Annotated in this window: 25 protein-coding genes; 7 read left to right on the top strand and 18 right to left on the bottom strand. The window is 48.0% G+C overall.

The annotated features are described in order from the left end of the window. Window positions 1–195 precede the first annotated feature (195 nt). From D568_RS0105155 to D568_RS0105130, 6 genes are all read right to left on the bottom strand, one after another. Complete coding sequence (locus D568_RS0105155) at window positions 196–798, bottom strand: YceI family protein (RefSeq protein ID WP_020208514.1); 603 nt, start codon at window positions 796–798, stop codon at window positions 196–198. 24 nt (window positions 799–822) lie between these two features. Next, complete coding sequence (locus D568_RS0105150; protein WP_020208513.1) at window positions 823–1,377, bottom strand: cytochrome b; 555 nt, start codon at window positions 1,375–1,377, stop codon at window positions 823–825. 118 nt (window positions 1,378–1,495) lie between these two features. Further along, entirely contained in the window at window positions 1,496–1,888 is a 393-nt protein-coding gene (locus tag D568_RS0105145) for an acyl-CoA thioesterase (RefSeq protein ID WP_026286865.1), read from the bottom strand. A 104-nt stretch (window positions 1,889–1,992) separates the two neighbouring features. Further along, window positions 1,993–3,348, bottom strand: a complete 1,356-nt coding sequence (locus tag D568_RS0105140) for a TRAP transporter large permease (protein WP_020208511.1) — start codon at window positions 3,346–3,348, stop codon at window positions 1,993–1,995. Next, a complete protein-coding gene (locus D568_RS0105135) occupies window positions 3,341–3,946 on the bottom strand; it encodes a TRAP transporter small permease subunit (RefSeq protein ID WP_020208510.1) in 606 nt (201 codons plus the stop codon). The genes D568_RS0105140 and D568_RS0105135 overlap by 8 nt, the downstream gene beginning before the upstream one ends. Window positions 3,947–4,025: 79 nt before the next feature. Continuing rightward, window positions 4,026–5,306 (bottom strand): M48 family metalloprotease, encoded by a 1,281-nt coding sequence (locus D568_RS0105130; RefSeq protein WP_020208509.1) that lies wholly within the window; start codon window positions 5,304–5,306, stop codon window positions 4,026–4,028. Between the two features lie 99 nt (window positions 5,307–5,405). Here D568_RS0105130 and D568_RS0105125 point away from each other — a divergent pair, with 99 nt between their 5' ends. From D568_RS0105125 to D568_RS0105110, 4 genes are all read left to right on the top strand, one after another. Next, entirely contained in the window at window positions 5,406–5,882 is a 477-nt protein-coding gene (locus D568_RS0105125; RefSeq protein WP_020208508.1) for a DUF4265 domain-containing protein, read from the top strand. A gap of 27 nt (window positions 5,883–5,909) precedes the next feature. Further along, window positions 5,910–6,680, top strand: coding sequence for a peroxide stress protein YaaA (yaaA, locus tag D568_RS0105120; RefSeq protein WP_020208507.1), 771 nt, complete (start codon window positions 5,910–5,912; stop codon window positions 6,678–6,680). A 66-nt stretch (window positions 6,681–6,746) separates the two neighbouring features. Continuing rightward, a complete protein-coding gene (locus D568_RS0105115; RefSeq protein ID WP_020208506.1) occupies window positions 6,747–7,571 on the top strand; it encodes a response regulator in 825 nt (274 codons plus the stop codon). Beyond that, window positions 7,571–8,038 carry a nucleoside deaminase gene (locus D568_RS0105110; RefSeq protein WP_020208505.1) on the top strand — a complete coding sequence of 156 codons (468 nt, stop codon included), beginning with the start codon at window positions 7,571–7,573 and terminating at the stop codon, window positions 8,036–8,038. Before D568_RS0105115 ends, D568_RS0105110 begins: the two co-directional genes overlap by 1 nt. 61 nt (window positions 8,039–8,099) lie before the next feature. Here D568_RS0105110 and D568_RS0105105 read toward each other — a convergent pair whose 3' ends face one another. Both D568_RS0105105 and D568_RS19320 read right to left on the bottom strand, forming a co-directional pair. After that, window positions 8,100–8,474: a DUF4112 domain-containing protein gene (locus D568_RS0105105; protein WP_026286863.1), complete on the bottom strand. Its 375-nt coding sequence runs from the start codon at window positions 8,472–8,474 to the stop codon at window positions 8,100–8,102. A gap of 122 nt (window positions 8,475–8,596) precedes the next feature. Continuing rightward, window positions 8,597–10,042, bottom strand: coding sequence for a mechanosensitive ion channel family protein (locus D568_RS19320; RefSeq protein WP_020208503.1), 1,446 nt, complete (start codon window positions 10,040–10,042; stop codon window positions 8,597–8,599). A gap of 128 nt (window positions 10,043–10,170) precedes the next feature. Here D568_RS19320 and D568_RS0105095 point away from each other — a divergent pair, with 128 nt between their 5' ends. After that, the gene (locus D568_RS0105095; protein WP_020208502.1) at window positions 10,171–10,470 is read left to right on the top strand and encodes a putative signal transducing protein; all 300 of its coding nucleotides are present in this window, start codon (window positions 10,171–10,173) and stop codon (window positions 10,468–10,470) included. 61 nt (window positions 10,471–10,531) lie between these two features. Here D568_RS0105095 and D568_RS0105090 read toward each other — a convergent pair whose 3' ends face one another. The 3 genes from D568_RS0105090 to D568_RS0105080 form a co-directional block, all read right to left on the bottom strand. Next, complete coding sequence (locus tag D568_RS0105090; protein ID WP_020208501.1) at window positions 10,532–11,320, bottom strand: sulfite exporter TauE/SafE family protein; 789 nt, start codon at window positions 11,318–11,320, stop codon at window positions 10,532–10,534. A gap of 104 nt (window positions 11,321–11,424) precedes the next feature. Then, window positions 11,425–12,459 (bottom strand): methionine synthase, encoded by a 1,035-nt coding sequence (locus D568_RS0105085; RefSeq protein WP_020208500.1) that lies wholly within the window; start codon window positions 12,457–12,459, stop codon window positions 11,425–11,427. A 49-nt stretch (window positions 12,460–12,508) separates the two neighbouring features. Continuing rightward, a complete protein-coding gene (locus D568_RS0105080) occupies window positions 12,509–13,486 on the bottom strand; it encodes a DUF1852 domain-containing protein (RefSeq protein WP_020208499.1) in 978 nt (325 codons plus the stop codon). Window positions 13,487–13,907: 421 nt separating this feature from the next. Here D568_RS0105080 and D568_RS0105075 point away from each other — a divergent pair, with 421 nt between their 5' ends. Beyond that, complete coding sequence (locus D568_RS0105075) at window positions 13,908–14,678, top strand: hypothetical protein (RefSeq protein ID WP_157497624.1); 771 nt, start codon at window positions 13,908–13,910, stop codon at window positions 14,676–14,678. A 77-nt stretch (window positions 14,679–14,755) separates the two neighbouring features. Here D568_RS0105075 and D568_RS0105070 read toward each other — a convergent pair whose 3' ends face one another. Further along, window positions 14,756–15,121: a double zinc ribbon domain-containing protein gene (locus D568_RS0105070; RefSeq protein ID WP_083915299.1), complete on the bottom strand. Its 366-nt coding sequence runs from the start codon at window positions 15,119–15,121 to the stop codon at window positions 14,756–14,758. 175 nt (window positions 15,122–15,296) lie between these two features. On the opposite strand from D568_RS0105070, the gene D568_RS0105065 reads away from it, so the two are divergent. Then, a complete protein-coding gene (locus D568_RS0105065) occupies window positions 15,297–15,821 on the top strand; it encodes a lipocalin family protein (RefSeq protein ID WP_020208496.1) in 525 nt (174 codons plus the stop codon). 163 nt (window positions 15,822–15,984) lie between these two features. Here the strand turns inward: D568_RS0105065 and D568_RS0105060 are convergent, their stop codons facing one another. The 6 genes from D568_RS0105060 to D568_RS0105035 all read right to left on the bottom strand — a co-directional run bounded on the left by D568_RS0105060 (window position 15,985) and on the right by D568_RS0105035 (window position 22,618). After that, window positions 15,985–16,824, bottom strand: a complete 840-nt coding sequence (locus tag D568_RS0105060; RefSeq protein ID WP_020208495.1) for a hypothetical protein — start codon at window positions 16,822–16,824, stop codon at window positions 15,985–15,987. A 326-nt stretch (window positions 16,825–17,150) separates the two neighbouring features. Beyond that, window positions 17,151–17,846, bottom strand: coding sequence for a DUF7847 domain-containing protein (locus D568_RS0105055; protein WP_020208494.1), 696 nt, complete (start codon window positions 17,844–17,846; stop codon window positions 17,151–17,153). Between the two features lie 484 nt (window positions 17,847–18,330). Further along, the gene (locus D568_RS0105050; RefSeq protein ID WP_020208493.1) at window positions 18,331–20,328 is read right to left on the bottom strand and encodes an AAA family ATPase; all 1,998 of its coding nucleotides are present in this window, start codon (window positions 20,326–20,328) and stop codon (window positions 18,331–18,333) included. Next, complete coding sequence (locus D568_RS0105045) at window positions 20,319–20,840, bottom strand: helix-turn-helix domain-containing protein (protein WP_040516329.1); 522 nt, start codon at window positions 20,838–20,840, stop codon at window positions 20,319–20,321. The genes D568_RS0105050 and D568_RS0105045 overlap by 10 nt, the downstream gene beginning before the upstream one ends. Continuing rightward, a complete protein-coding gene (locus tag D568_RS0105040) occupies window positions 20,833–22,068 on the bottom strand; it encodes a hypothetical protein (protein WP_020208491.1) in 1,236 nt (411 codons plus the stop codon). Before D568_RS0105040 ends, D568_RS0105045 begins: the two co-directional genes overlap by 8 nt. A gap of 118 nt (window positions 22,069–22,186) precedes the next feature. Next, on the bottom strand, window positions 22,187–22,618 hold the full coding sequence (locus D568_RS0105035; RefSeq protein ID WP_020208490.1) for a hypothetical protein: 432 nt from the start codon (window positions 22,616–22,618) through the stop codon (window positions 22,187–22,189). Window positions 22,619–23,157: the final 539 nt, after the last annotated feature.

Here is a 23,157-nt window from a genome sequence, read left to right as displayed (position 1 = left end):
CCAGAAATCTATGCAAAAAGATTTTATGAATCTGTGATATTGAGAGCGTATAACCCCAAAGTGCTCGTGGCTCGAAATCAAACCAAAAAGGGCACACGGTAATAATAAGGCCAGCCTCAAGTGAGGTTGGCCTTAGGTTTTAAGGATGTACTTACGGCGGGCTTGGCGCGTGAGCTTGCAGCGCCCGCCTTAGGGTTATTGCTTAATACCTTCGACGTGCAGTTCAAGCTCTACCGAACGCGAGGCAGGGCCTAAATCGTAATCAATGCCGAAGTCTTTCAACATGATCGTTGTATCACCTTCAAAGCCTACGCGGTATCCACCCCAGGGGTCTTTACCTTCGCCGACTTTTTCAACCTCAATGGTGACTTCTTTGGTCACGCCGTGCAGGGTCAGGTCGCCGACAATATCAAACTCTTCGCCGTCATCGTCGATATCGGTAATGCGCTTGCTGACAAACTTGGCCTCCGGGTATTTGCTCACTTCCAGAAAGTCATCACCGCGCAGGTGCTTGTCGCGTTCGGCATGGTTACTGTCGATGCTGGTAGTGTCAATGTTGACAGTGATGCTGCTGGCGGCCACATCGGCAGGGTCGTAACTGAAGTTGCCGCTAAAATTGTTAAAGCGGCCGGTGAGCCAGCTGTAACCCAAATGCTTAATTTTAAAGTTAATGGCGGCGTGAGCGCCTTTGGTGTCGATCACATAATCATCGGCCAAGGCTTGGCTGGCGGTTAAGCTCGCACCCGTTAAGACTGCAGCGGCGGCCATCGATTTAGCCAGAGTTTTTACGGTTTGCATATCGATCTCCTTGATCAGACTTCATTAAAGAGGTTTTGTAGGTTTTAACATACGTACTAAGGTGGAATCGCGATGTACAAAATGATGCAACAAGGCAGCTGCGCCATGTAAAGCCGCGAGGACAATAATCGCCCAGGCAAACACCAGGTGAACTGTACCGGCCAGGTCGACCTTATCGGCACCTAGCTTCATTACCGCAGGAATAGTAACCAAGCCAAAAATTTCTGCGCCTTTGCCCTCGGCAGTGGTAATCAGATAACCCGTAATGAGTAACGTAAAAAGCAGCGCGTAGAGAAAAACCTTAATGGCAGTGGCCCCGAGTCGCATCAGCCTGGTATGACTCGGTAGGGGGGCGGGCTTAGGGTTGATAATGCGCCAGAGCAGGCGCAACAGTGTTAGCGCAAAGAGCAGCAAACCGATACTGATGTGCAAAGTGGGGCCTTTGTGGTACCAGGGCTCATAATAACTGAGGCTGGTCATATACAGCCCGAGTGCAAACAGAAAAACAATGGTGAGCGCGCTAATCCAGTGGATGGCAATACTCACCAGGCCATAGCCCTGGCGACTGTCCTGCAGCATGAAAAATAGCCCTGTTACCTAATGGAAACGTGTGTATAAGTTAGCAGAGAAAGTTTGCTTGTGCGGTTAAGAACTGTGTAAAACGCTCTGCATACTGCGCGTAAATTGTCATAGCCTGTTAACGCTGCACTGGGCGGGTGCGGCCGTTGTCATCAATGGCGACATACACAAACTCGCCTTCGGTGACTTTAGCCACCTCGCCGTTACGGTGATCCTTAATCCACACCTCAATCATAATGCGGATAGATGACCGTCCGACTTCAACCTGTTCGGCGTACACACTGACGGTAGCACCGATGGGGACCGGGCGCAGGAAAACCATACTGCCCACAGCCACGGTAGTGACGCGGCCACGGGCAATGTCCTGAGCTAAAATGGCGCCGCCGATGTCCATTTGTGACATCAGCCAGCCGCCGAAAATATCGCCGTAAGGGTTGGTATCGGCGGGCATGGAAAGTGTTTGCAGGGTTAATTCGCCGTTGGGCGTGGGATCGTCGTCCAGACCGTGCATGGCCATGTGTGTGCTTACCTTTTATATCCGAAATGAAGGGTTCAAATGCTACCGCAGTAACGACAGGCAAATACGAAGCCAGTTCCGGTTATAGCGTATTGATGTTACGACCAGACCAACTCAGGCCAAATTGCCAGTGCCAGCAGCAGGAGTAATTGTAAGACAATAAACGGCGCCACGCCGCGATAAATTGCGCCGCTGGGCACCGACTGGGGCGCTACGCCACGCAAATAAAACAACGCAAAACCAAAAGGCGGTGTCAGGAAAGACGTTTGCAGGTTGATGGCGATCATAATGCCAAGCCACACTGGGTCCACCCCCATGCCCAGTAACACCGGCCCAACAATGGGCACAACCACAAAAGTGATTTCAATAAAGTCGAGAATAAAGCCCAGTAAAAAGATCACCAGCATCACCACCAGCACCGCGCCCACCACGCCGCCAGGCAGCTGCGAGAACAAGTGGTGTACCAGCTCTTCACCACCAAAACCGCGAAACACCAGTGAGAACAGTGAGGCACCGATCAAGATGGTGAAAATCATCGCACTGATGCGGGTGGTGGCGGTCATTACCTCGCGTAGGCGTGCAAGACTCAGTTGTTTTTTCAGTGCGGCCAGAATCAGCGCCCCTGCCGCACCTACTCCCGCCGCTTCCGTCGGTGTGGCAAAACCTCCGATGATAGAACCCAGCACCAGCGTAATCAGCACCAGTACCGGAACGAGCGACAGCAATAAGCGCGTGCGTGACACGGCTGAGTCGTCATCGCAGTCTAGCGCGCGCGGTGCCTGTTGCGGCCGCAGCCAGGCGACGCACAGTACATAGCCCATGTACAAGGTTATTAGCAATAGGCCGGGCACCACGGCACCGACAAATAAATCACCCACCGATACGGTGTCCAGATTCAGCACCCCAAGGTGTAGCTGTGCCTGTTGGTAGGCGCTGGAAATGACATCCCCTAACAGCACCAGGGCAATAGACGGCGGAATAATTTGCCCCAAAGTACCGGTAGCGCAAATGGTTCCTGTGGCAAGCGTTGGGCTGTAGCCGTGACGCAGCATGGTGGGCAGCGACATTAAGCCCATGGTCACCACCGTAGCACCGACAATGCCGGTGCTGGCGGCCAGCAGTGCCCCCACCACAATCACCGACAGGCCCAGCCCCCCGGGCAGGCGGCCGCAGGCCTTGGCCATATTGCTTAACAGCTCTTCGGCCAGGCGGGATTTTTCCAGCATCACCCCCATAAACACAAACAGGGGCACGGCTACCAAGGTGTAATTGCTCATAATGCCGTACAAGCGGCTGGGGAAAGTGAGCATCAGCGCTGGGTCAAACACCCCGGCTAAAATGCCGCCTCCGGCAAACAACAGCGCCACCCCGGCCAGAGTAAAAGCCACCGGGTAACCCAGCATCAGCGCCAGGCACACCACCGCGAACATAATAATGGGCAGAAACTCAATCATGGCGCGCCCCTTCACTGTGCTCGCCGTAGACCAAAGTCGCTACTGCGCGGCCAAACTCCGCTAACCCTGCCAGCAGTAAGCTGGCCGAGAACAACAACATGAATGACTTGAGCACATACACAAAGGGCAGGCCACCGGCATCGGTTGAGATTTCCCTCACCTGCCAGGAGCCTAAAACGTAAGACCAGCAAATGGCGGCGGTAAACACACACAGCGGTAGTAAAAACAGCAACGTGCCCAGGGCATCTACCCAGGCTTGAGTAGGGGGCGAAAAGCGGCGATAAAAAATATCCACCCGAACTTGCTCGGAGTGTTTAAGTGCGTAACCCGCCCCCAGTAAAAACACGGCCGCGTGCATATACACCACCGATTCCTGCAGACCGATAGAGCCGAGTCCGAGAAAGCGACGCACCAGCACTACAGCGCAGGTGGCCAGCACCATAATCAAGGTCATCCAGGCGCAGGCGCGGCCCGTCCATTCGGTAATAGCGTCCAGCCAGCGCACAAAGGCGAATGCCGCAGGCTGGTGAGAGGTGTTAGTGGGGTCGGGGTGGGTCATGGGTTTATTATTATCGGCTCGAAATACAAAAGCGCCCATTATAGCGGGCGCTTGATCGGGACTCTATGGCCGCAGTTGTGTGATACCGCCAGGTTCGACAGCGGTAGCAACGGAGGTGTTAGCCTCCTTGTTGCAGCTGTTGTAATTTGGCCTGGGCTGCTTTGGCGATTTCGCCGTCGCCCTGGGCGGCCATTTGGAAATACTGAATGGCTTTTTGCCGGTCACCGTTCTCCATGGCGTATTCACCCAAGTAATAGGCGCTGATTTGCGTGGGCAGCAGGTTCATGCTTTTTTGAAAATCGGCGGCGGCCTCTTGGGGTTTGTTCAGCTGCTTATAGGCCATACCCCGGTACACGTAGGGACGAAAGAACTCTGGGTTAGCGCTGATGGCGCGGCCGAAGGCCTGTGCGGCGCCGTCCATATCTTTTTGCTGTGCTTCCAAGCGGCCCTGTAATTCCCAAAATAAAGGTTCTTTAGGCTGTGCTTTAACCGCTTTGTTGTTCAACGAGCGGGCCAGGGCATAGTTTTCTTCGCTCATGGCTTTCAGCGCTTGCTGATAATTTTGGTAGGCGTCCATGTCCTTTTTCAGTTGCGCAATGGCGGCTTGGTACTCCGCACGGTTGCGCACACCGCCCGGGTTCTGGGCGGCCATTTGACGGTTGGCTTCTACCCTTTTTTGCGAGGGCGGGTGGCTGGCGAAAAAGCTTTCCATCCAGCTGGCGCTTTGCCCTTCGGACAATTTTACAAAGGTTTTTTGCAGTTCTACCGCGCCCTGGGGATCGTAACCGGCGCGTATCATGTAGTCGATACCGTATTTATCCGCCTGCAATTCCTGGCGTTGGCCATACTGAGCCTGCCAGGCTTGAGCGCCCACACCTAAAGCACCAACGGCCAGGCCAGCGGCCTGGTGATCCTGTGTGGCCAGGGCTACCCCGGCGGCCATCAGGCCCACGTTCAGCAGCGTGCCCTGGGTTTGCTGCTGAGCGCCGTGACGGGCGGCGGCGTGAACAATCTCGTGCCCCAGTACCGCGGCTAACTCGGATTCGTCATCCAGCAACACCAAAAGGCCGCGGTTAATGGCAATCTTACCGCCGGGCAGCGCCCAGGCGTTGGGGACGTTATTATTGAGTACCACAAACTCGTAGGGTAAATCGGGTCGGTCGCTCACCCGGGCCAGCTTTTGCCCCACATTATTAACGTAGACATTAAGATCCGGGTCTACCACATAGCGCCCACCCTGAGACTGCTGGCTAGGCTCGTACTGTTGCTCGCCGATGGCCACCTCTTGCTCGGGCGACATCAGCGACAACTCGCTACTGCCGGTAACCGGGTTAACGCTGCAGCCTGTAGCAAGGGCGAGTAAAAGCGCAATGGATGCTATTGAACGAAGCAATTTCACAACCGACTCCTTAAGTTGTTATAACCTTATCAAGGGTTAGCTTAAACATCTGTTAGTTTAAGCATTTATAATGCCGCATTTTACCCACACAGAGGATACATGGAATCACTGCAAGCGATAGAACTGTTCGCTGGCCTGAAACCCGATGGCCAGCCCATGGTAGAACGACTGCCCGTAAAAGCCCTGCCCGATAATACTTTGCAGTTGGTGCGTTCACCGGCCTTTGTGAAAGGTTTGGCCGGTGGCGATGTGATTAAAGCTGACACCGACAAACGCGAGTTTGAAATAGTAAAGCACAGCGGCAACCTGAGTGTGCGGGTTTATTGCAAAACCGATACAAGCGCGCTGGCCGATCAACTGAACGGCCCCGTGGCCAAGCTTGGTGGCGAGCTGGATTTTGAAACCCCGCGCATGTTGATTTACACCATTCACGTTAGCTGTGGCTTTAGCGCCATTGAAGAGGTGTTTAACCCCATCAACGGCGATAACGCCATGTGGCTGTACGGCAATGTGTACGACCCGACCGACGGTGTTACCCCGCTCAACTGGTGGCAGGACATTCTCAAGCCCGACTAACCCCGCCCCTACTGTGACGAGACGATTATGTTGATATTGATTTCGCCGGCGAAAACGCTGGATTTTGAAACCCCGGCGGTGACCGATACCTTCACCCAACCGGATTTTCTGAAGGACTCGCGCGCCCTGATCAAAGAGCTGCGCGAGCTATCGCCTGCGGATATCTCCGGGTTGATGAAAATCTCCGATAAACTGGGGGTGCTGAATTTCGACCGCTATCACGCCTTTAAAACCCCCTTCACCCAGGCCAATGCCAAGCAGGCGGCGCTGGCGTTTCAGGGCGATGTGTACACGGGCTTGGCGGCCGAGACGTTTAAGGCGCGGGATTTTGACTTTGCGCAAAAACATTTGCGCATTCTCTCGGGCCTGTACGGCCTGTTGCGACCGCTGGATTTAATTCAGCCTTACCGGCTGGAGATGGGCACCAAGTTTAATAACCAGCGCGGCGATAATCTGTATCAGTTCTGGGGCGACATTATTACCAACGCAGTCAATGAGCAGCTGGCTGCGGTCAAAAGTAAAACCCTGGTGAATTTGGCCTCCAACGAATACTTTAAAGCGGTAAAGCCCAAGCGGCTGAACGCCGAGATTATTACCCCGGTCTTTAAAGATTGGAAAAACGGCCAGTACAAAATCATCAGTTTCTACGCTAAAAAGGCGCGTGGCCTGATGAGTGCCTATATTATTAAAAATCGACTCAAAGCGGCCGAAGACCTAAAAGGCTTTGACGTGGACGGCTACGGTTTTGCGCCCGAACTGTCCAAAGAGCGAGAATGGGTGTTTACCCGTAAAGAATAAATTATGCGCCAAAATCGGCTATTCTGTTAGGGATAAATTTGACGCAATATCAACAGAGGGCCGGCAATGGCGCTTAGAATACTCGTGGCGGATGACGCCAGCTTTATCCGCGACATGGTGAAAAAACACCTGCGTGACAAACTGCCGGGGGTAGAGATCTACGAAGCGCCCGATGGCAGCCGGGCACTGGCGGCCTCAAAAGGCCAAACCATGGACTTAATTTTGTCCGACTGGGAGATGCCCAACCTTAGCGGTGAAGAGCTACTGCGCAGCCTGCGCGAGCAACCCCGCTACGAGTCCACCCCATTTATTATGATCTCCAGCCGCGGCGACCGCGCCCACGTGGTGAAAGCTGTGCAGGCCGGGGTGACGGACTACATCACCAAACCCTTTACCCCCGAAGAGCTGATTCGCAAAGTTTTTAAGCAATTGCAGAAAATAGGCAAGTTGCCACCGGCGCCCGGCAAAGCCTCGGTGCAGGCGCAGACCAAGGGGCAAGGCCATGCGTTTGGTTCGGTAGACGTACTCACCACCGGTGCAACCGAACCCGCCACCGCCGCCCCCGCGGTGAAGCCCAAGGCCAAAAAGCTGCGCGCGCAGTTACGCTTTGACAGTAATAAACCGCCGGTTGCCTGTGTGATACGCGATTTAAACTTGCAGGTGCTTTCCGCCGCCATCGCTAAAGACAATGGTTTGCCAGGGCTGTTTGATCAGGTGGTGGTCGACATCGGCACCGAAGACGGCAGTGAAACGGTGCAGCTCAATGCTTACACCCACAGCCTGCAAGCCGCTGAGCCACGCCCCGATAGCCGTTTGGTAAAAATCCAGCTGCGCTTCGTGGATAACGACGGCGCTAAAGCCGAGCAGCTCTCTCACTTAATAGGCCGCTGATGACACAGAGTGATTTTTTAGCCCGCAGTATCGAATTGGCGGCAGCGTCTGCTGCCAGTGGTGGCGGCCCCTTTGGCGCGGTGATCGTCAAAGACGGGCAGGTGCTGGCTGAAGCCAGCAACCAGGTTACCAGCAGCTGCGACCCCACGGCCCATGCCGAAGTGGCCGCCATTCGTTTAGCCTGCGAGCGCCTGGGCGATCACCAACTGACGGGCTGCACGCTCTACAGCAGTTGCGAACCCTGCCCCATGTGCCTGGGTGCTATTTACTGGGCGCGGCTCGATGCCGTGTACTTTGCCGCAACCCGCGAGCAGGCCGCCGCTGCAGGCTTTGATGATTCACTTATCTACCGCGAAGTTGCGCAGCCATTGTCCCAGCGGCAAATACCGTTTCATCACCTGGAGCTTACCGAGAGCAATCGACCGTTTCACGAATGGTCCTTAAATGTTGATAAATTAGCGTATTAGCGGCGTGCGCCGTTATGAGCGACCAATAGAATATTAAGTAAAAAATGCTCGGTTATAGTAATTAATCTATAGGGTTGTTCTGCAGGTTTTGAAGATGCTTTCGTAAAATCCTGGTGTTTCGAGTATTCGCTTTAAAGTAAGCATCGAACACATCACCAACCACCGGAATTAAGCCACCACAAAAATCAATGGCCATATTCGACATTATTTTTAATTTTACCCCCGTGCTGGCACCTGCTTTTTGCGCTTCAAGTAATACATAACTTGACAGCAGCAAACCCGCAATATCCCCTACAAAAGGAATTAAGCCAATAATGGCTTCAAATCCTATATGAAAATTTGTGAAAGGAATTCGAAGGCTGCTGTCCATTACTCGGCTGAAAGTCTCCAGTCGGTTTAATATCGCTTGTCGTTCTGCCTGTAAGCTCTGTGGCATTATGTTGCCTTTATAAATGTCTACAGTGAATGAAGTGCAAAGCCAAAGAAATTGAAATAACCATCAATCTCTGCGGTAACGAAGCCGTACACTCGTAGTGTTGCATGGCGCTGATACCGGCGCTAAATAATATTCTTACCCTCTTCAGGCTCGCGCGAGTTTTGCGCCTGCTTTTGAATATTTTCGGTATCACTGGCTAAATCATCCAGCAAGCGCTCGGCCACTTCGGGGTTTCTTTCAGATAAATCATGGTTGCTTGTGCTAATGCGGTCAGAAATTTCGTGAGGCTCTGTTGGTTCAGTACCGGGCTTTGTTAACGCCTGCGCCGAAGGCTGGGTGTCTTGATCCTGCTGATCCCAGGGCACACCCTGCGGGAAAATAATTTCACGGGCATCGTCGGGCATGGACACATCCGCCGCTTCAAAGGCGCGCACTACCTGCCGCATTAAGGCCGAGGCCACTTTGATCACACTGTACTGAGTGGCATCCACCCAGAAATACACGCGCAGGTTAATGGTGGAAGATGCGAGGTCCTCGATCAGTACCTGCGGCTCAGGGTCTGCCAATACCGCTGGGTGCTCCAGCATAACCGCCATGGCGGTTTCCTGAGCAAAACGAACCTTAGAGTCGTAGCCCACCCCAATTAAAAAGTTGCCACGCACATTGGGGTTGGCAGAAAAGTTCTGAATCACTTCTTTGTAAATGGTGGCATTGGGCACCTGTATATGATTGCCATCAAAGTCCACCAGCGTTGTTCCCCGCGTTGTCACTTTTTGCACCACACCGCGAAAACCACTGACCTCAATCACATCACCCAAACGAAATGGCCGCTGCATGCTGATTAACAAGCTGGCAATAAAATTCTCGGCAATATCGCGAAACGCAAAGCCCACCACCAGGCCCAGAAGGCCGGTACCGCTCATTACCGCAACGGCAAACTGGGTCAGGCCTGCAATGCGCAAAAAGAAGTACAGCCCCAGCAGGACAACTAGCACGGCGACGATACGCTGCAGAACAACTTTAATAAGCGTGCTGTCGGTCACGTAGCGAACCGGGCCCACTAAAAATGCCGCTACAGGCCGAGAGATAAAAAAGAACACCACAAACGTCAACGCGGCGGCCAGCAGCAAGGGTAGCGCGTGGAGAAATTTATACCAGGCTTTAAGCAGTTCAGATTTAAACACTGAGACGCTAAAGTAGTTGCCCGGGCTCTGCTCCAGGTTATTCACCACCGCCACAACACCCTGGGTATTATTGGCAATGTCACCGGCCCACTGAACAAAAGCGCGCTTGTCCGTGTAGCCTTTTAAAAAGACCAGGCCGTTATCCACCCGAACCTCCAGCTGGGTAAACTGCTCCGAGCTGGTTAAAATTGCTTGTAAGCGAGCCTGTATCTGGCTATCCGTTGCACTGGCATTCGCCTCAATCACCTGGCCGGTGCTGTGAAGACTGCCCGAATCAATGGCGGCTTCATTGGTCGATTCGGTATCGGCAAAAACAGACGCTGCACTCAGCAACAGCGCCACCGCCAGTCCGATAACAGTAATAACTCTCGGGTTAGATCGCATCGCCTTATTCCTATCATTGATCTCAACCCTTAGCCTAACGTATTCCCCCAACACCGGCCACCAACGCTTTTGCAGGTGTGATACATTGTGGGATAGGCAATGCTGGAACAACGCTCATCGGACATTTTATGCAGCTGGTCTACACCCACGAGAATAAAATTCTGGTCGAGAATGCCCGCAACCTGCTGCGGGAAAACGGTATTGATAGCAGATTAAAAAACGAATACGCCGCAGGCGCCATGGGCGATCTTTCTCCCATTCAGACCTGGCCGGAGCTGTGGGTAGACGAGGCCGACTACGCCAAAGCCAAAGCGATTATCGACGATTTACTAAACCGCCCAGCGGGCCAGGCCTGGTACTGCCCGCAATGCGGCGAAGAGAACGACGCCAGCTTTGAGGTTTGCTGGCACTGTCAATCTGAGCGATAAGCTCAAAGTGGCCGCCAGCAAGTGGCGGTAGCCTGTAAATACTTAGCTAAGCGCACCTTATTTAAGCCAGTAAAAAACGAATACCGACCACAAACAGCAGTACCGCAAATAATTTTTTCAGCAACTTGGCGTCCAGCGAGTGAGCCAGCTTTGCGCCTATGCGCGCACAAGGCACACTGGCAATGGCGATACCCAACACCGCAGGCCAGTAAACATAGCCGGTGCTCCACTGGGGCAAATCCGGATGGTTCCACCCGGCAACGATATTGGCGAAGGTAGCCGCCACCGCAATAGGCAAACCACAGGCTGCAGACGTTGCCACGGCGTTTCGCATATTAATGCGCAGCCAGGATAAATAAGGCACAGTAAACGTGCCGCCACCAATACCAAACCACGATGAGCCAAACCCAATCACACCACCTGCTATGCTTAACCCTGCAGCGCCCGGCTCTTTGCCTTCACCGGGTGGCTGCCAGTTAAGCAGCATTTTCAACGATAGCAATAAAGCGAATACGCCAATCAGTTTTTGCAGTACCGGTCCCGGCACCGACGAAATAAAGAATACGCCAATGGCCGTGCCGACAATTAACCCTATAGTCATCAATTTAACGATTCGCCAGATAATTGCCCCATTGCGATGATGCGTCCAAACCGAACTGATCGAGGTAAACACAATGCTGGCCAAGGACGTTGCCACCGCTATGTGGGTCAGCACATCGGGCGAAACACCCACGGCAATAAAACTGAAAATAAGTACCGGCACGATCACCATGCCGCCACCAATGCCAAACAAACCGGCTAGCAGTCCGGCAAAGGCGCCAACCAATAAATACAAAAGAAAAAAGAACATGAATAGCCTTAATCGCTGTAACTTTATTATTCCCAATGCAAGAAAACCCCAGCGCATTCAAGCTGAGGTTTCTATTACAGGGCTAAATTTTTAAAACCCGTGAATCAACGGTGACCCGCAAGCTCTTTACGCACAATTTCCGCCCCCGCGCTGAGAGCGCTAAGCTTACCCCGCGCCACCGAGCGCGACAAAGGTGCCATACCGCAGTTGGTACTGGGGTAAAGGTTTTCGGCGTCGACAAACTCCAGTGCCTTACGCAAGGTGTCAGCTACTTGTTCGGGAGTTTCTACCGTATCGGTTGCCACATCAATGGCGCCAACCATGACCTTTTTACCCCGAATCAACGCCATTAACTCCATTGGTACACGGGAGTTTTGACACTCCAGCGAGACGATATCGATACTGGAGCTTTGCAGTTTGGGAAACACCTCTTCGTACTGACGCCACTCAGAACCCAGGGTTTTCTTCCAGTCGGTATTGGCTTTAATGCCATAGCCATAACAAATATGCACTGCCGTCTCACACTGAAGCCCTTCAACCGCTTTTTCCAATGCAGCGATACCCCAGTCGTTGACCTCGTCAAAAAACACATTAAAAGCAGGCTCATCAAACTGGATAATATCCACACCTGCCGCTTCCAGCTCTTTGGCCTCTTGGTTAAGAATTTTGGCAAACTCCCAGGCCAGGTTTTCACGGCTTTTGTAGTGATCATCGTACAGGGTATCGATCATGGTCATGGGGCCGGGCAGCGCCCATTTAATCGGCTGCTGAGTTTGCTCCCGTAAGAACTTCGCATCGTCAACAAATACAGGCTTCTGCCGAGCGACGGCATCTACCACCACAGGTACGCTAGCATCGTAGCGATCGCGAATTTTTACCGTTTTGCGTTGTTCAAAATCCACACCGCTTAAATGTTCAATAAAAGTCGTCACAAAGTGCTGACGGGTTTGCTCGCCATCGCTGACGATATCAATACCCGCCTGTTGCTGCTCTTGCAAAGCAACTCGCAAAGCATCTTGCTTGCCTTCAATCAGCTCATCGTTTTGTAGCTTCCAGGGGGACCACAGCTTTTCGGGCTCAGCAATCCAGGACGGCTTAGGCAAACTGCCCGCCGTTGAGGTTGGTAATAGTTTTTTCATGGGTATCCTAGTATTTTTATAACAGGCTGTATCACCACAGCCTGATCGGTTAAACCGCGTAGTTTTCGGCCCAGTGTTGCAGCACGCTTTGATAGGGCTTTATAAAGTGTTCTTCGGCGTATTTGCCCTGCGCAATACCCAGCTTGCTGCGCTCTTCTCGGTCGTAAACGATTTGGGTTAAAGAAAAGTCGCGATGCTTTAAGCTCGGTTGGTAAGACGCACCGGCTACGCTGTTAGCGTTGTAAATTTCCGGGCGATAAATTTTCTGGAAAGTCTCCATGGTGCTGATGGTGCTAATAAGCTCAAGGTTTGTGTAATCGCTAAGCAAATCGCCAAAAAAGTAAAACGCCAAAGGCGCCGCACTGTTTGGCGGCATAAAATAGCGCACCTGCAGCCCCATTTTCTTAAAGTACTGCTCGGTTAACGAAGGCACATTGGGCTGATACTCAACCCCCAATACCGGATGCTGATTTTCAGTTCGTGTATAAGTTTTGTTATCCGACACGCTCAAGCAAATTACAGGCGGCTTGCTAAAATTCTGCTTGTAGGCCGCAGAGCTGATAAAGCTTTTAAAAATTTTGCCATGCAACTCGCCAAAGTCTGCCGGAACAGTAAACTTCGCTTGATTTTTATTGTGCTCGCGCAACACCACACTAAAATCATAGTCGCGCACGTACGAGGAAAAGTTATTACCCACCACGCCTTCAATGCGCTTGTTGGTTTTATGATCAACAATCTGCGTTTTTAACACCTCAATCGCAGGAAAAGCTTCATCGCTGGCCTCAATGTCCAGATCGACGGAAATAATCTCCAGCTCAACCGAGTAACGCTCACCCCTGGGGTTGTCCCAGTGGGCCAGGGCGTTGAATCGGTTATCGATCATTCGCAGCGCGTTGCGCAGATTCTCCTGCCGACTTTCCCCGCGCGCCAGATTGGCAAAGTTCGTGGTAATACGCGTACTGTCCGCTGGGTGATAATTCTCATCGAAATCAATGCGTTTAATCGAAAACGTAAACTCGCTGTTCATGGTAATCCACCGTCCTTAATCTGAGGCTCAATCCAATTTAACTTTCTGGCCTACAAGGCAAATAAGCACCCTGGTCAGCGTCAACTTGCCTTAAGCCGAAAACAGGTGTGATTTATACGCGAGCATCATCATGAACAAAAACTCTTTTATTTCATAATTTGATGAATTCAGCTCATATCTTCTGGTGGAAGAACTAAATAGCAAGAAATAGAAGGACTGATTAAGTGGCCGGGGGCAGCGTGGATACGGCAAGTCAAATAGACAAGCTCTCCATTTCAGACCCGGCCTCAATAGTGATTTTTAACCGTGTTATTGGCCGCCAGAAATAGCCTTATCACCGGCCGCGTCGCTTAAGTCACTACCAATACACAGCGCCAGTGCTATGGTTACCTTCACACCACTCAGGTAGGGAGACACACAAATGTGCAGATCTATTGGATGGGTTTCTATCGCGATTTTATTGGCAGCATGCCACCCGCGCCCAAGCTATCAGCATGTGTCACTGGCCCCCAATGTTCGCCAGCAGCTGTACACCTATGAAATAGGCCCGAGGTCGGGCATTGCCTGTCTCAGCGTGGATACAACGCCCTTGCCCCACTACACCTTTGAGGGCCTTGCGGACGATGCGGCGGAGGTTGGGTACTTTAGCGACGCCAACGCGGGCAATGTACGGCCCAGGTGCAATCGGGATTACAACACGGAGTTTCACGTGCTGCTGAGGTTTGACTTGAACGATCTGCGCATAAACCCACCAGCCGGCGAGCTGTACCAAGTGACTCTGAGCGGTGAAGAGAGATCGCAAAGCGACAATAGCGCCTGTGAGCTAACGCGAGATTCCATTTTAAAAATGGTGGTGGTGGGGCGTTCACCTCTACACAGAGAGGCAATACCCGAGCCCGAAATAGCCATAGAGATAGCAGATAGTCACCCCGAGAGGGAGGGCAGCTTTCGAGACTATTACGAAAGCATCGGCACGGGCAATACCGCACCGCGAATCGGTAACCGCCCCAACTTCGTTTACTCCTGGACCACCCCATCCGTCAGCGAGCTGCGCTTGAGGCTGACGCCCGAACGCATCGACGACTACCCGGTTTTGTTGTTAGGGGCTGATAACAGGGACATCACACGGGACAGGCGTTGCCTTGCGGATCTAACCAACCTAAGGCTCAATCTGGTGTTTAGGGAGGAGTAATAGGGGAAAATTCCAAAGCGCTCAAACTCATGGATCTTTTGGTTTTTTATTTGCCGCACCGCTGGGGATACGAGTTCTCACATGGCCACCAATGCCAAGATGACCAGCAGCACAAACGTATGAAGACCAATCAGCGCGGGGGTGTTTTGTTTGGCGATTTCATCCATTCTCAACTTCATCAGTTGTCGTTCATTATCGCAAATCTCATCGCCGCAACCTCTGCAGTACGCATCCACGATAGCAATATGCTCGTGACAATGGACGCAGCGGTACACATCGCGCAAGTTCCATGGCAAGGCCCCCACCACAGACTGAATATTGTTTTTCATCTGATCGATATCGGCAGCCGTAAACCGCACCCCACACCCTCGGCAGTGCCTATTTCCATGAGCCACAACCGCTTTGCATTGTGCACACTGATATATGTCGTTTAGAGTTCTCATATTGCTATCCCTGTCGCTATGCAAATAGATCGCTAGCCCTATCCCGATTTCTTATGATGCAAGCCCCAGGTTATTTTAAAGCTATGGAAAATGTAAGGCCTGATACGAATCAGCATCGCTGATCCCTTAATACCATTTCGTCGTACTTAATTTTTTGTGCTACTGGAGCTTTGCTATGCGTTCTATTCTAACACCCCTTATAACCACGTTTTTATTAGCCTCTTGTGTTAGCCAACCTGAAGGCGTAACACCTGTAGAGTCATTCGAGCTGGACCGGTACTTAGGCAAATGGTACGAAATCGCCCGGCTAGACCACAGCTTTGAAGAAGGCCTAACCCACGTCACCGCCCACTACAGCTTGGACGATGACGGAAATGTTACCGTCATCAATCGAGGCTATGACGCACAAAAATCCGAATGGAGTGAAGCGGAAGGCACAGCCAAATTCGTCGATTCGCCGGATGTCGGCTTTCTTAAAGTCTCCTTCTTTGGGCCTTTCTACGGTTCCTACATCGTGTTTGAACTGGACCAAGACTACCAGCACGCATTCGTCGCAGGCCCCAATACTGATTACCTTTGGCTGCTATCCCGCCAACCAACAGTACCGGACGCCTTAATACAAAAGTTTGAGAACCAGGCCCAAACGCTGGGTTTTCCCATCGACCAACTGATTTATGTTGACCAGAGCGATAAACCTTAACGCTATCACCAAACGGAGCTATTTAGACAGTCTTCTGGGGTGCGGGTTTGCACTCGCGACTTTGAGATAAATTGTGTAGCCTGCCCTTAACCTTTTTAGTAATTGCGTAAACCTAAATAGGTTAAGTCAAGATTTGACCCCTTATTTTTTCTCTTTACCGTTATTAAAAAGTTCCATCTGGATTAAGGCTGATTGGGCGCCAGACTTTCCCCTCGCTTTTTAATCTCGCTTTGTACTCCTCCAAGGTCTCGCCAGTCGACATTCTCTGAGGAACATCAAAAATAGTCTTGTCCTCAACGTCGTCGTAATTCTGGCTAATTTTATTACCTATTATTCGAATGCTGTCCCTTATCTCTTTTAAATCTTCGGGAAAGATTAAGTCGAGGTCGTAATCTTTTGAACCCACAACGGCCTGTTGCTTTCTTTTGTGATACTCGGAGTTTTCTAAATCTTCATTCACCGCGAAAGATCTACGCATAAACAAATCCTTAAGTTGACCATCTACCACGAGATAACAAGTAATCATTACCCCATCTAGGTAAACGTCTGCCGCAACCTTTCTGGGTTGGAAATTGCCGATTACCATGCATTTTATATCGTTAAATTCAAAGTAGGTTCCAGGCACTCTTTTCACTTTTTTACCATCGACAAACTTCGATGAGTATCTAGTAAAGTAAGCTTCCATATCACCATCAATAAGAAACTGCTTAAGGGACTGCCTATGCTCTAGCGCTATCCGATCGGAAGTTCCTTCAACCATGCCAAGCGTCATAGAGGTTACGAATCCTTCAGAGATGTCTTTATCAATAGTTATTGCCTGGTCTATATGTTCAATATCTTTTACGTAAGTTAACCACCTTCCACTCTCTGGTATTTTAAAAGACATCGCGGGGTGGCCTAGAGGTTGCTCGACAGTGTACCGTTTACCCGGCTCCAGATAATCGGGGCCGGGTGAGGCGCAAGCGGTTAAAAAAACAGCTAACAACAAAACCTTATAGTTCAAGCGAATCCCTCCGATAGAAGTGGCGATTACCGCACGTTTTTATTCTTCGACACATGAATATGTAGAGTAGGTGGATATATTATTGGTCACATTTCCTTCATCGTCCAAGGCTTCGGTATTATCCACTCTCAAAATTTAAATAATTATCGAGTTGTCCGCTTATAGTTACACGCGCTGGATAGAAGCTGGCGGCCAGCTAAAGGGGTATCGTAGAGATATGTTGAAAAACATTCTTCACCCAACCAATTTTTTTAATTAGCTAGTCATCATTATGGAGAATGGTCCCGATTCCGAAAGTTTACTTATTGTTAGCTGAATTATGAAAATCATAATTCAAAGACTTGATCCTGCTGTTCTTTAATTGTCGCCTTTCGATCTGAGTACATTCTAAATGCAAAAACAATGGGCAACGAAAACAGCGTGCAATTTAAGATACTCGCTACAATATGTACAAAAACATAATGGGCCCCAATAGCCGTTAGGGTTTTACTCGCCATCCAGTCCGTCACTTCAATGGCCGAATACATTACTACAAGGCCAATCAAGAGAATCCACTGATTTTCTCTGGTTTCATTCCAACTTTTCTTTATTGCCTCTATTGGGCCTTTATTCTCAAGCACACAGTAGAATTGGGCATAAGAAGTTCTTGCCATTACGATCAGGCCAGGAATAATCAGTGCCAAAAATCCAACACCAATGAGGATAGAGGTCGTTAGGTATACGACCGCCATAAGCGGCCAAAACCGAAAAGCTTTAGAGTAGATTGCTTTAAACGATATGGAATTACCATCTAATCGTGAGGCCATGAAAACTATCACTGCGGAGAGATATAGCGGTATCAGTATTGCGTGCAACCCAAAGAAATACCAAGTTGTATCGAACTCTAACTGAATAACGGAATAATCCAAAAGAATGAGAAAATTAAAGGGTATCGTTGGAATTAACACTAATATTGAAAGAGAAAATAAATAAGAGGTATAGAACCTCCAGCTGTCATTAAGAAAAGTTCGAAGATTATTCATAGATAGTTAACATTTGTATATCGCTCATACGCGACATCACTCCTTGAAAAGACATTCAGACAAACCCGAGGAGACTCGGGATCACCCATTAGAAAAATGGTCAAATACTACTTTATTCTACTCTTCAGGCGATTTTTTTGAACCAAGAATTTTTACGGCAAAACCGAAATTTATCCCGATGAACCCAGCGGCACATATCACTTTAATTAAAAGCGTTAATATTATTCTTGATCTGGATTTATAGGTATACATGTCGAATTGCTAAAAATAGTATTTAGATTTCTACAGAAGCCAAGCCTTGGGCTTAACCCATTCACCATTCAAGACCTGACCCCGACTTATTCATTCGTTCAATTCACAATTCAAGACCTGACCCTGACTTTATTAGCGAAGGCTTCTAGGTCTTTTGGGGTCATGCCTATCTCCTCAGTGAGGGTTAATGATAGGCAGTTACACAGTTATTGGTACAGTCTCAAAACAACAGTCACTTAGAAAAGCTCTTTTCTTTCAACAACATATGTTCCTTCTGCTTATCGGGCATAAAGAGTACACGGTTGTCCTTTAATGACGCTGGATACTTATTCAAACCAGTTGATATGATAACTTGAAAATCAACTCCATAATTTCTCAACTCTTCCAGCTGACGAATACAGTTAATAAGATGCTCTAATTCGATTCCGGCAGTTTCAGGTGTATCAATAAGTAAAAAACGCGGGAATGGCACGGATTCATCAGACAAAGCTAAATGCATGAGAGTAATAAAATACATCAGTCTAATTGAAACAAGTGAGCTTGTTTCCCGATAGAGACCATCATTAATTGAAGGCAAATAGTTGTCGAGCGTAATCTTTGCCGACCGGCAATCACGCAACGTATTTTTCATCAATTTATCATACTTTTTACTGAACGCATTTACTTTTGAAATTACGTCCTGTTGAGCCTTAACCTCAAGCCCCTTCCTTTTTAATTCAGCTTCTTTTGCTTTGGATCTAACCAAATCAAAGTTTTTTTGAAAACCTTCTAACTTTGACTCGATCTCTAAAAGTCGATTTAGGTTCGCAACATCTTCTCTAACCTGCAATATTTTATCGTCAATATCATTCAGGCTTTCAATATCAACAACCTCATCGACACGCCCAAGCATTTCCTGTAATTTTTGACGCAGTACTATTGATTTCTTCTCTATTGACTCGATTTCTTTTTTGGTTTCTTGAACATCAGAGTCGCAATCATCGTATGCGGTTTTTATTGTTGATAGCGCCTTAAGTTTTGTTTTTAGAATATCTTTATACTCTTTTGATGTGTAGAAGAACCTCTCATATTGTTCCTCTTCAATCGAAGCGCCACATACACAATGACCTTCAACACGTTCAACATGACTCAAGCAATATGGACACGTATCGGATGTAAAAAGATTTAGCTGGTCATGAGAAAAAATGACTTTTTCAATACGCTTAATTTCTGAAGCTGATTCGCTTCTAACTACGTTCAATTTGTACCGTTCATCGAGAGCAGATACCAAACTCTCTTTCAATCTACTTAACTTGAGCTCACAATCAATTAATTCAGACTTGCACGACTCTATATCTTGATTGACGGTGTTTGAGCCAGACCGGTTACGTTTGAATGCAAGTCTTGCTTCATGCAGCTTATCAATTTGCCCCTCTTTATCAGATATTTCTTTCTGCAAAAAGCTGACATTTTTAGCCTCGCCATTTTTTCGCATTTTATCGGCTAAAAGTGTGTACTCATTCACAACCTCTTTAGCCAAGCTTTTCTCTCTCGACAGTTTCTTTTCCTCGACAATAGAGTTGTAGTAATCAGAATAAGCTTTACCAACTAAGAGTTCAAAAATAGCTTTTCGAACTAACTCAGAATCAGAAACATACGTTGAATTAGTGTCTGGCTTTTTATAAATACCCTCTGGGTTCGGCTGTTGATCGTGATAAATCAACCGCATCAAATCTGATATATTTATCTTAAATGTATTGTATCCATGGAAAAGCTCGACCACAGATATTTCCAACTTTTCGAGAATCCAGTCAGAAAAGACGTATGAATCTTTGCTTCTGTTTACGGGATATATTTCAGTCTTATCTTCCGAAAGAGAAAACCTTACCTTCTCTTCAAGTAAGGTCTTATTATCTTTTGAATATATTTTCTCAAGCACCCGCTCATAGGGAATTATTGTTATTTCATTATCTCCAAAGTAACGCCTCAGCAAATAGCTGCCATCATTGATTGAGACATAAAGATCAACATAGTTATCGCTATCTGAAGTTATTTCATCGTGACGCTTATCATTATTTCTTCGAAATATTGGCACCTCACCACCCAATGCAAAATAAATCAAATTACAAAAGGTGCTTTTCCCTGTTCCATTATCGCCTTCAATTAGGATGATATTTTCATCGAACTCTTTAGACTCGAAATAATACTTGCTCCCTTCATAAACAAGCTTATTAACTCGCATCAGACCCATGTTCGAACTCCATTTTCAACATAAATTTTACTTAACATGGTATCCAAGGTTAGAGATGCCAATCGTTTTACTTTCTTTGACACATCTCTTATGTTATTAGACTCCGACTCAAAAATATTGCCGTTTAAAAAGTCATTGGGAAGATTATCCTTAGTCAAAGTCACATCAATTTCTTGTGCCTTTCCTCGATTCAAACTCACATAGCCTCTCTTCTCAAGAACAAACAACAACTTAAGAATTTCACTTCTTCTGGTTAATCCGTTTGAATAGCTGTCAAGTAAACACTCATAATCTTTAGGGTTCAGTTTTCCTCCTGAAGAATGAGCAACCACATAGACTGTTTTATCATCACTAATAATGTCAGTTAAAAAAGCCAACTTCCTATAGTCTCTAAAATATTTCCCATCGCGGCAGCCTAAAAAATCCAAAATAACAAAAACGGAATAGCAATAAAGATAAAAATCTTCGCCGCTTAGGTACATCAGCCTTTTCTTTGTACTTACATCACTCATCACTATACTCATCAAAAGCTAAAAAACACCCATCAAACAAATTCCAAATAACTCCTTCTATTGTTTTATCATTAGAAATCGTATATTTGTAATCGGTCTTTAACTTAGAAATATCTTCTACCGCTTTTGATACAAGAGTTTTAAGAACAGAATCCAAATCGCCACCGCTTTCAGGGGCTACATACCCATCACCTGAAAAATATTCTTCACAAGCTTCAAAAACACGATACTTCAAAGACAAAAAAGACTTGTCCGCTTCACGCTCTTCATACTTCGAGCCACTTGCTTTTCTTGCGAACTGTCTAATCCTACGATCTGAAATATCTTCTATTACTGAGAGCACTTTTTCTTTTAGATTTCGCTTATCGGTCACATCCTTTTCAAGATCAGCGATATAGCGCCATGTAGGATCTATACTTTCGTCTGCAATTTGAGACTCTGCTTCTTTAAAAACTAGCTTTACATCTGAACTATGAACCAATTTATCGACCAAGTTTTTACTATTTTGCCTTTCACTCAGCTTGTCCATTAGCAAACAAAATATTATATTTTCTTTGCCTATATGCGCATTATTGTGAAGTGGTGACTTCTCAATATCCTTTAAAACTGTCTTCTTGAGAGCATCCTCATCTTCCTGACCGAAATGCCATGATATTTTACTCAAAAACTCTTTAAACCTATCAACTGTTAGCCCCTGAAGCGTTTCTAAGTTTCCTGATTTAGACTTTCCTTTATATTGGGAAGCGTACTCTTCAACAAGAATTTCTTTTACTAAATTAATAGTTTCGTCTGAAACTTCATCCAGCGATTTAAGAATTTCTAAAATTGGTTTTTCTGGTAGAGTTATTTCTTTACCGCTATTGAGATTGGATTTTCTCTCCTTACCGACATCCCTCGTTGTGTAAAAGCCCAGGTAAACGCTGTTACTGGTGCGAAATTGATCTACATAGATATCATAAAAACTGACCAACGTATTTATAACCGGAGGGCTAAAAATTGTGAAATTACCGTTCAGGTCATAATTCTTGTCTTCTTCGAAGTAATTACTTACTTCTCCATCTAAAATAGTCTGATGGGAAACATCTTCGAGATTTTCCACCGCAGTAAAAAACACAGTGCTTTGATCCTGCTGAATCGTTTGCAGCATGAGCTTTATCGCCCTTATGAGCTGTAATCTAAAGCCTTTGCCAGAGTCCCCAGCTTCCCTATCGATAGCCTCTGCTGTCATACAAAAGTGTCGCCTTGATTAAATTTTACCAATGTACGCAATCGCTTTTTGAAAGTTAACGCCTTAAATAAGCGGCCGTTTGGAGCGCCAGCGCAAAACGGCCCGCTTGATTCACTTGTTAAATGGCTACAAGCTCGATACTTAACTTATGCTTTGATTCAAGCATTTTGAGGAACACCTCATCTAAGCGTCCAACCAACAAACGGATTCCGGTTTCCTCACTAATAAACACGAGCTTTGTCAGCCTTTCTCCTGAAACTTGATACTCGTTGTAGGTGAGCACCTTTACCAGGTCTTTGTAGAACTCGTGGTGCGTATTTTTGCCAGAAACCTTGAGTTCATATGCTGTTTTATTCTTCAAATCGACGACATCGATTCGCTCATTATTGGCCCTTGAAACCCTCACCTCACCCAACACGTCATCACCGCAGACCGCTGCTTGCCATTGCTTTGTAATGACCTGCGCGGACTTGGTATGTGCAGACACATCGCCTTCCTGTAGCCGATGTCGTAGATGGATTTTTTTCAGAGCTTCAACAATCATCGCCATTTAACAGCTAATTCATGAGCATGGTCAGATATAGACATTATGTGTATATCTGACCATATATTCCTATATGTAGACATGTCTAAATATAAACATGCAAGAAACTGCAGGAGCCACTTACTCTCTATTGGTTATTTTTGGCAGGCCGCTCAAGCGGCTTTCCTGAACAACAAGCAAAAGGGAAACATTAAAATGAAGGGGATACGTCAATGATTAGATACTGCCCTGTTCTGTCCCCAGCCTCCTGGCTACGTTTCTGTTTTATAGTCGTTCTCTAAGACAACAATAAACGCATGTTTTGATGAGGAAAATAGTGCCATGGGCTAACCCGTTTTGCAACGGGTTAGCGTCGGAGGTCTGACGCCAAACGGAAAAAACTAATAAGGTGACAATGCAACGAACTCGCGTGGGGTTTTCGCCCGTTTACAACTGAGCCGAGCGGAGGCCGATTTTAGGGGTTGAGCGCTCTGGACGAGCGCGAAAGGTTTAAGCGCACAGGGATGGGCGGTTTAGACCGACCGCTAAAATCGGCTGGAGGGAGG

Source organism: Gilvimarinus chinensis DSM 19667 (assembly GCF_000377745.1).
Taxonomy (GTDB): domain Bacteria; phylum Pseudomonadota; class Gammaproteobacteria; order Pseudomonadales; family Cellvibrionaceae; genus Gilvimarinus; species Gilvimarinus chinensis.
This window is presented reverse-complemented; position numbering and strand designations above follow the sequence as displayed.

Excerpts from the sequence above, each read along its gene's own strand:
- D568_RS0105155 (WP_020208514.1), bottom strand. The coding sequence starts at position 798 with ATGCAAACCGTAAAAACTCTGGCTAAATCGATGGCCGCCGCTGCAGTC.
- D568_RS0105150 (WP_020208513.1), bottom strand. The coding sequence starts at position 1,377 with ATGCTGCAGGACAGTCGCCAGGGCTATGGCCTGGTGAGTATTGCCATC.
- D568_RS0105145 (WP_026286865.1), bottom strand. The coding sequence starts at position 1,888 with ATGCACGGTCTGGACGACGATCCCACGCCCAACGGCGAATTAACCCTG.
- D568_RS0105140 (WP_020208511.1), bottom strand. The coding sequence starts at position 3,348 with ATGATTGAGTTTCTGCCCATTATTATGTTCGCGGTGGTGTGCCTGGCG.
- D568_RS0105135 (WP_020208510.1), bottom strand. The coding sequence starts at position 3,946 with ATGGGCGCTTTTGTATTTCGAGCCGATAATAATAAACCCATGACCCAC.
- D568_RS0105125 (WP_020208508.1), top strand. The coding sequence starts at position 5,406 with ATGGAATCACTGCAAGCGATAGAACTGTTCGCTGGCCTGAAACCCGAT.
- yaaA (WP_020208507.1), top strand. The coding sequence starts at position 5,910 with ATGTTGATATTGATTTCGCCGGCGAAAACGCTGGATTTTGAAACCCCG.
- D568_RS0105115 (WP_020208506.1), top strand. The coding sequence starts at position 6,747 with ATGGCGCTTAGAATACTCGTGGCGGATGACGCCAGCTTTATCCGCGAC.
- D568_RS0105110 (WP_020208505.1), top strand. The coding sequence starts at position 7,571 with ATGACACAGAGTGATTTTTTAGCCCGCAGTATCGAATTGGCGGCAGCG.
- D568_RS0105105 (WP_026286863.1), bottom strand. The coding sequence starts at position 8,474 with ATGCCACAGAGCTTACAGGCAGAACGACAAGCGATATTAAACCGACTG.
- D568_RS19320 (WP_020208503.1), bottom strand. The coding sequence starts at position 10,042 with ATGCGATCTAACCCGAGAGTTATTACTGTTATCGGACTGGCGGTGGCG.
- D568_RS0105095 (WP_020208502.1), top strand. The coding sequence starts at position 10,171 with ATGCAGCTGGTCTACACCCACGAGAATAAAATTCTGGTCGAGAATGCC.
- D568_RS0105090 (WP_020208501.1), bottom strand. The coding sequence starts at position 11,320 with ATGTTCTTTTTTCTTTTGTATTTATTGGTTGGCGCCTTTGCCGGACTG.
- D568_RS0105085 (WP_020208500.1), bottom strand. The coding sequence starts at position 12,459 with ATGAAAAAACTATTACCAACCTCAACGGCGGGCAGTTTGCCTAAGCCG.
- D568_RS0105080 (WP_020208499.1), bottom strand. The coding sequence starts at position 13,486 with ATGAACAGCGAGTTTACGTTTTCGATTAAACGCATTGATTTCGATGAG.
- D568_RS0105075 (WP_157497624.1), top strand. The coding sequence starts at position 13,908 with ATGTGCAGATCTATTGGATGGGTTTCTATCGCGATTTTATTGGCAGCA.
- D568_RS0105070 (WP_083915299.1), bottom strand. The coding sequence starts at position 15,121 with ATGAGAACTCTAAACGACATATATCAGTGTGCACAATGCAAAGCGGTT.
- D568_RS0105065 (WP_020208496.1), top strand. The coding sequence starts at position 15,297 with ATGCGTTCTATTCTAACACCCCTTATAACCACGTTTTTATTAGCCTCT.
- D568_RS0105055 (WP_020208494.1), bottom strand. The coding sequence starts at position 17,846 with ATGAATAATCTTCGAACTTTTCTTAATGACAGCTGGAGGTTCTATACC.
- D568_RS0105050 (WP_020208493.1), bottom strand. The coding sequence starts at position 20,328 with ATGGGTCTGATGCGAGTTAATAAGCTTGTTTATGAAGGGAGCAAGTAT.
- D568_RS0105045 (WP_040516329.1), bottom strand. The coding sequence starts at position 20,840 with ATGAGTGATGTAAGTACAAAGAAAAGGCTGATGTACCTAAGCGGCGAA.
- D568_RS0105040 (WP_020208491.1), bottom strand. The coding sequence starts at position 22,068 with ATGACAGCAGAGGCTATCGATAGGGAAGCTGGGGACTCTGGCAAAGGC.
- D568_RS0105035 (WP_020208490.1), bottom strand. The coding sequence starts at position 22,618 with ATGGCGATGATTGTTGAAGCTCTGAAAAAAATCCATCTACGACATCGG.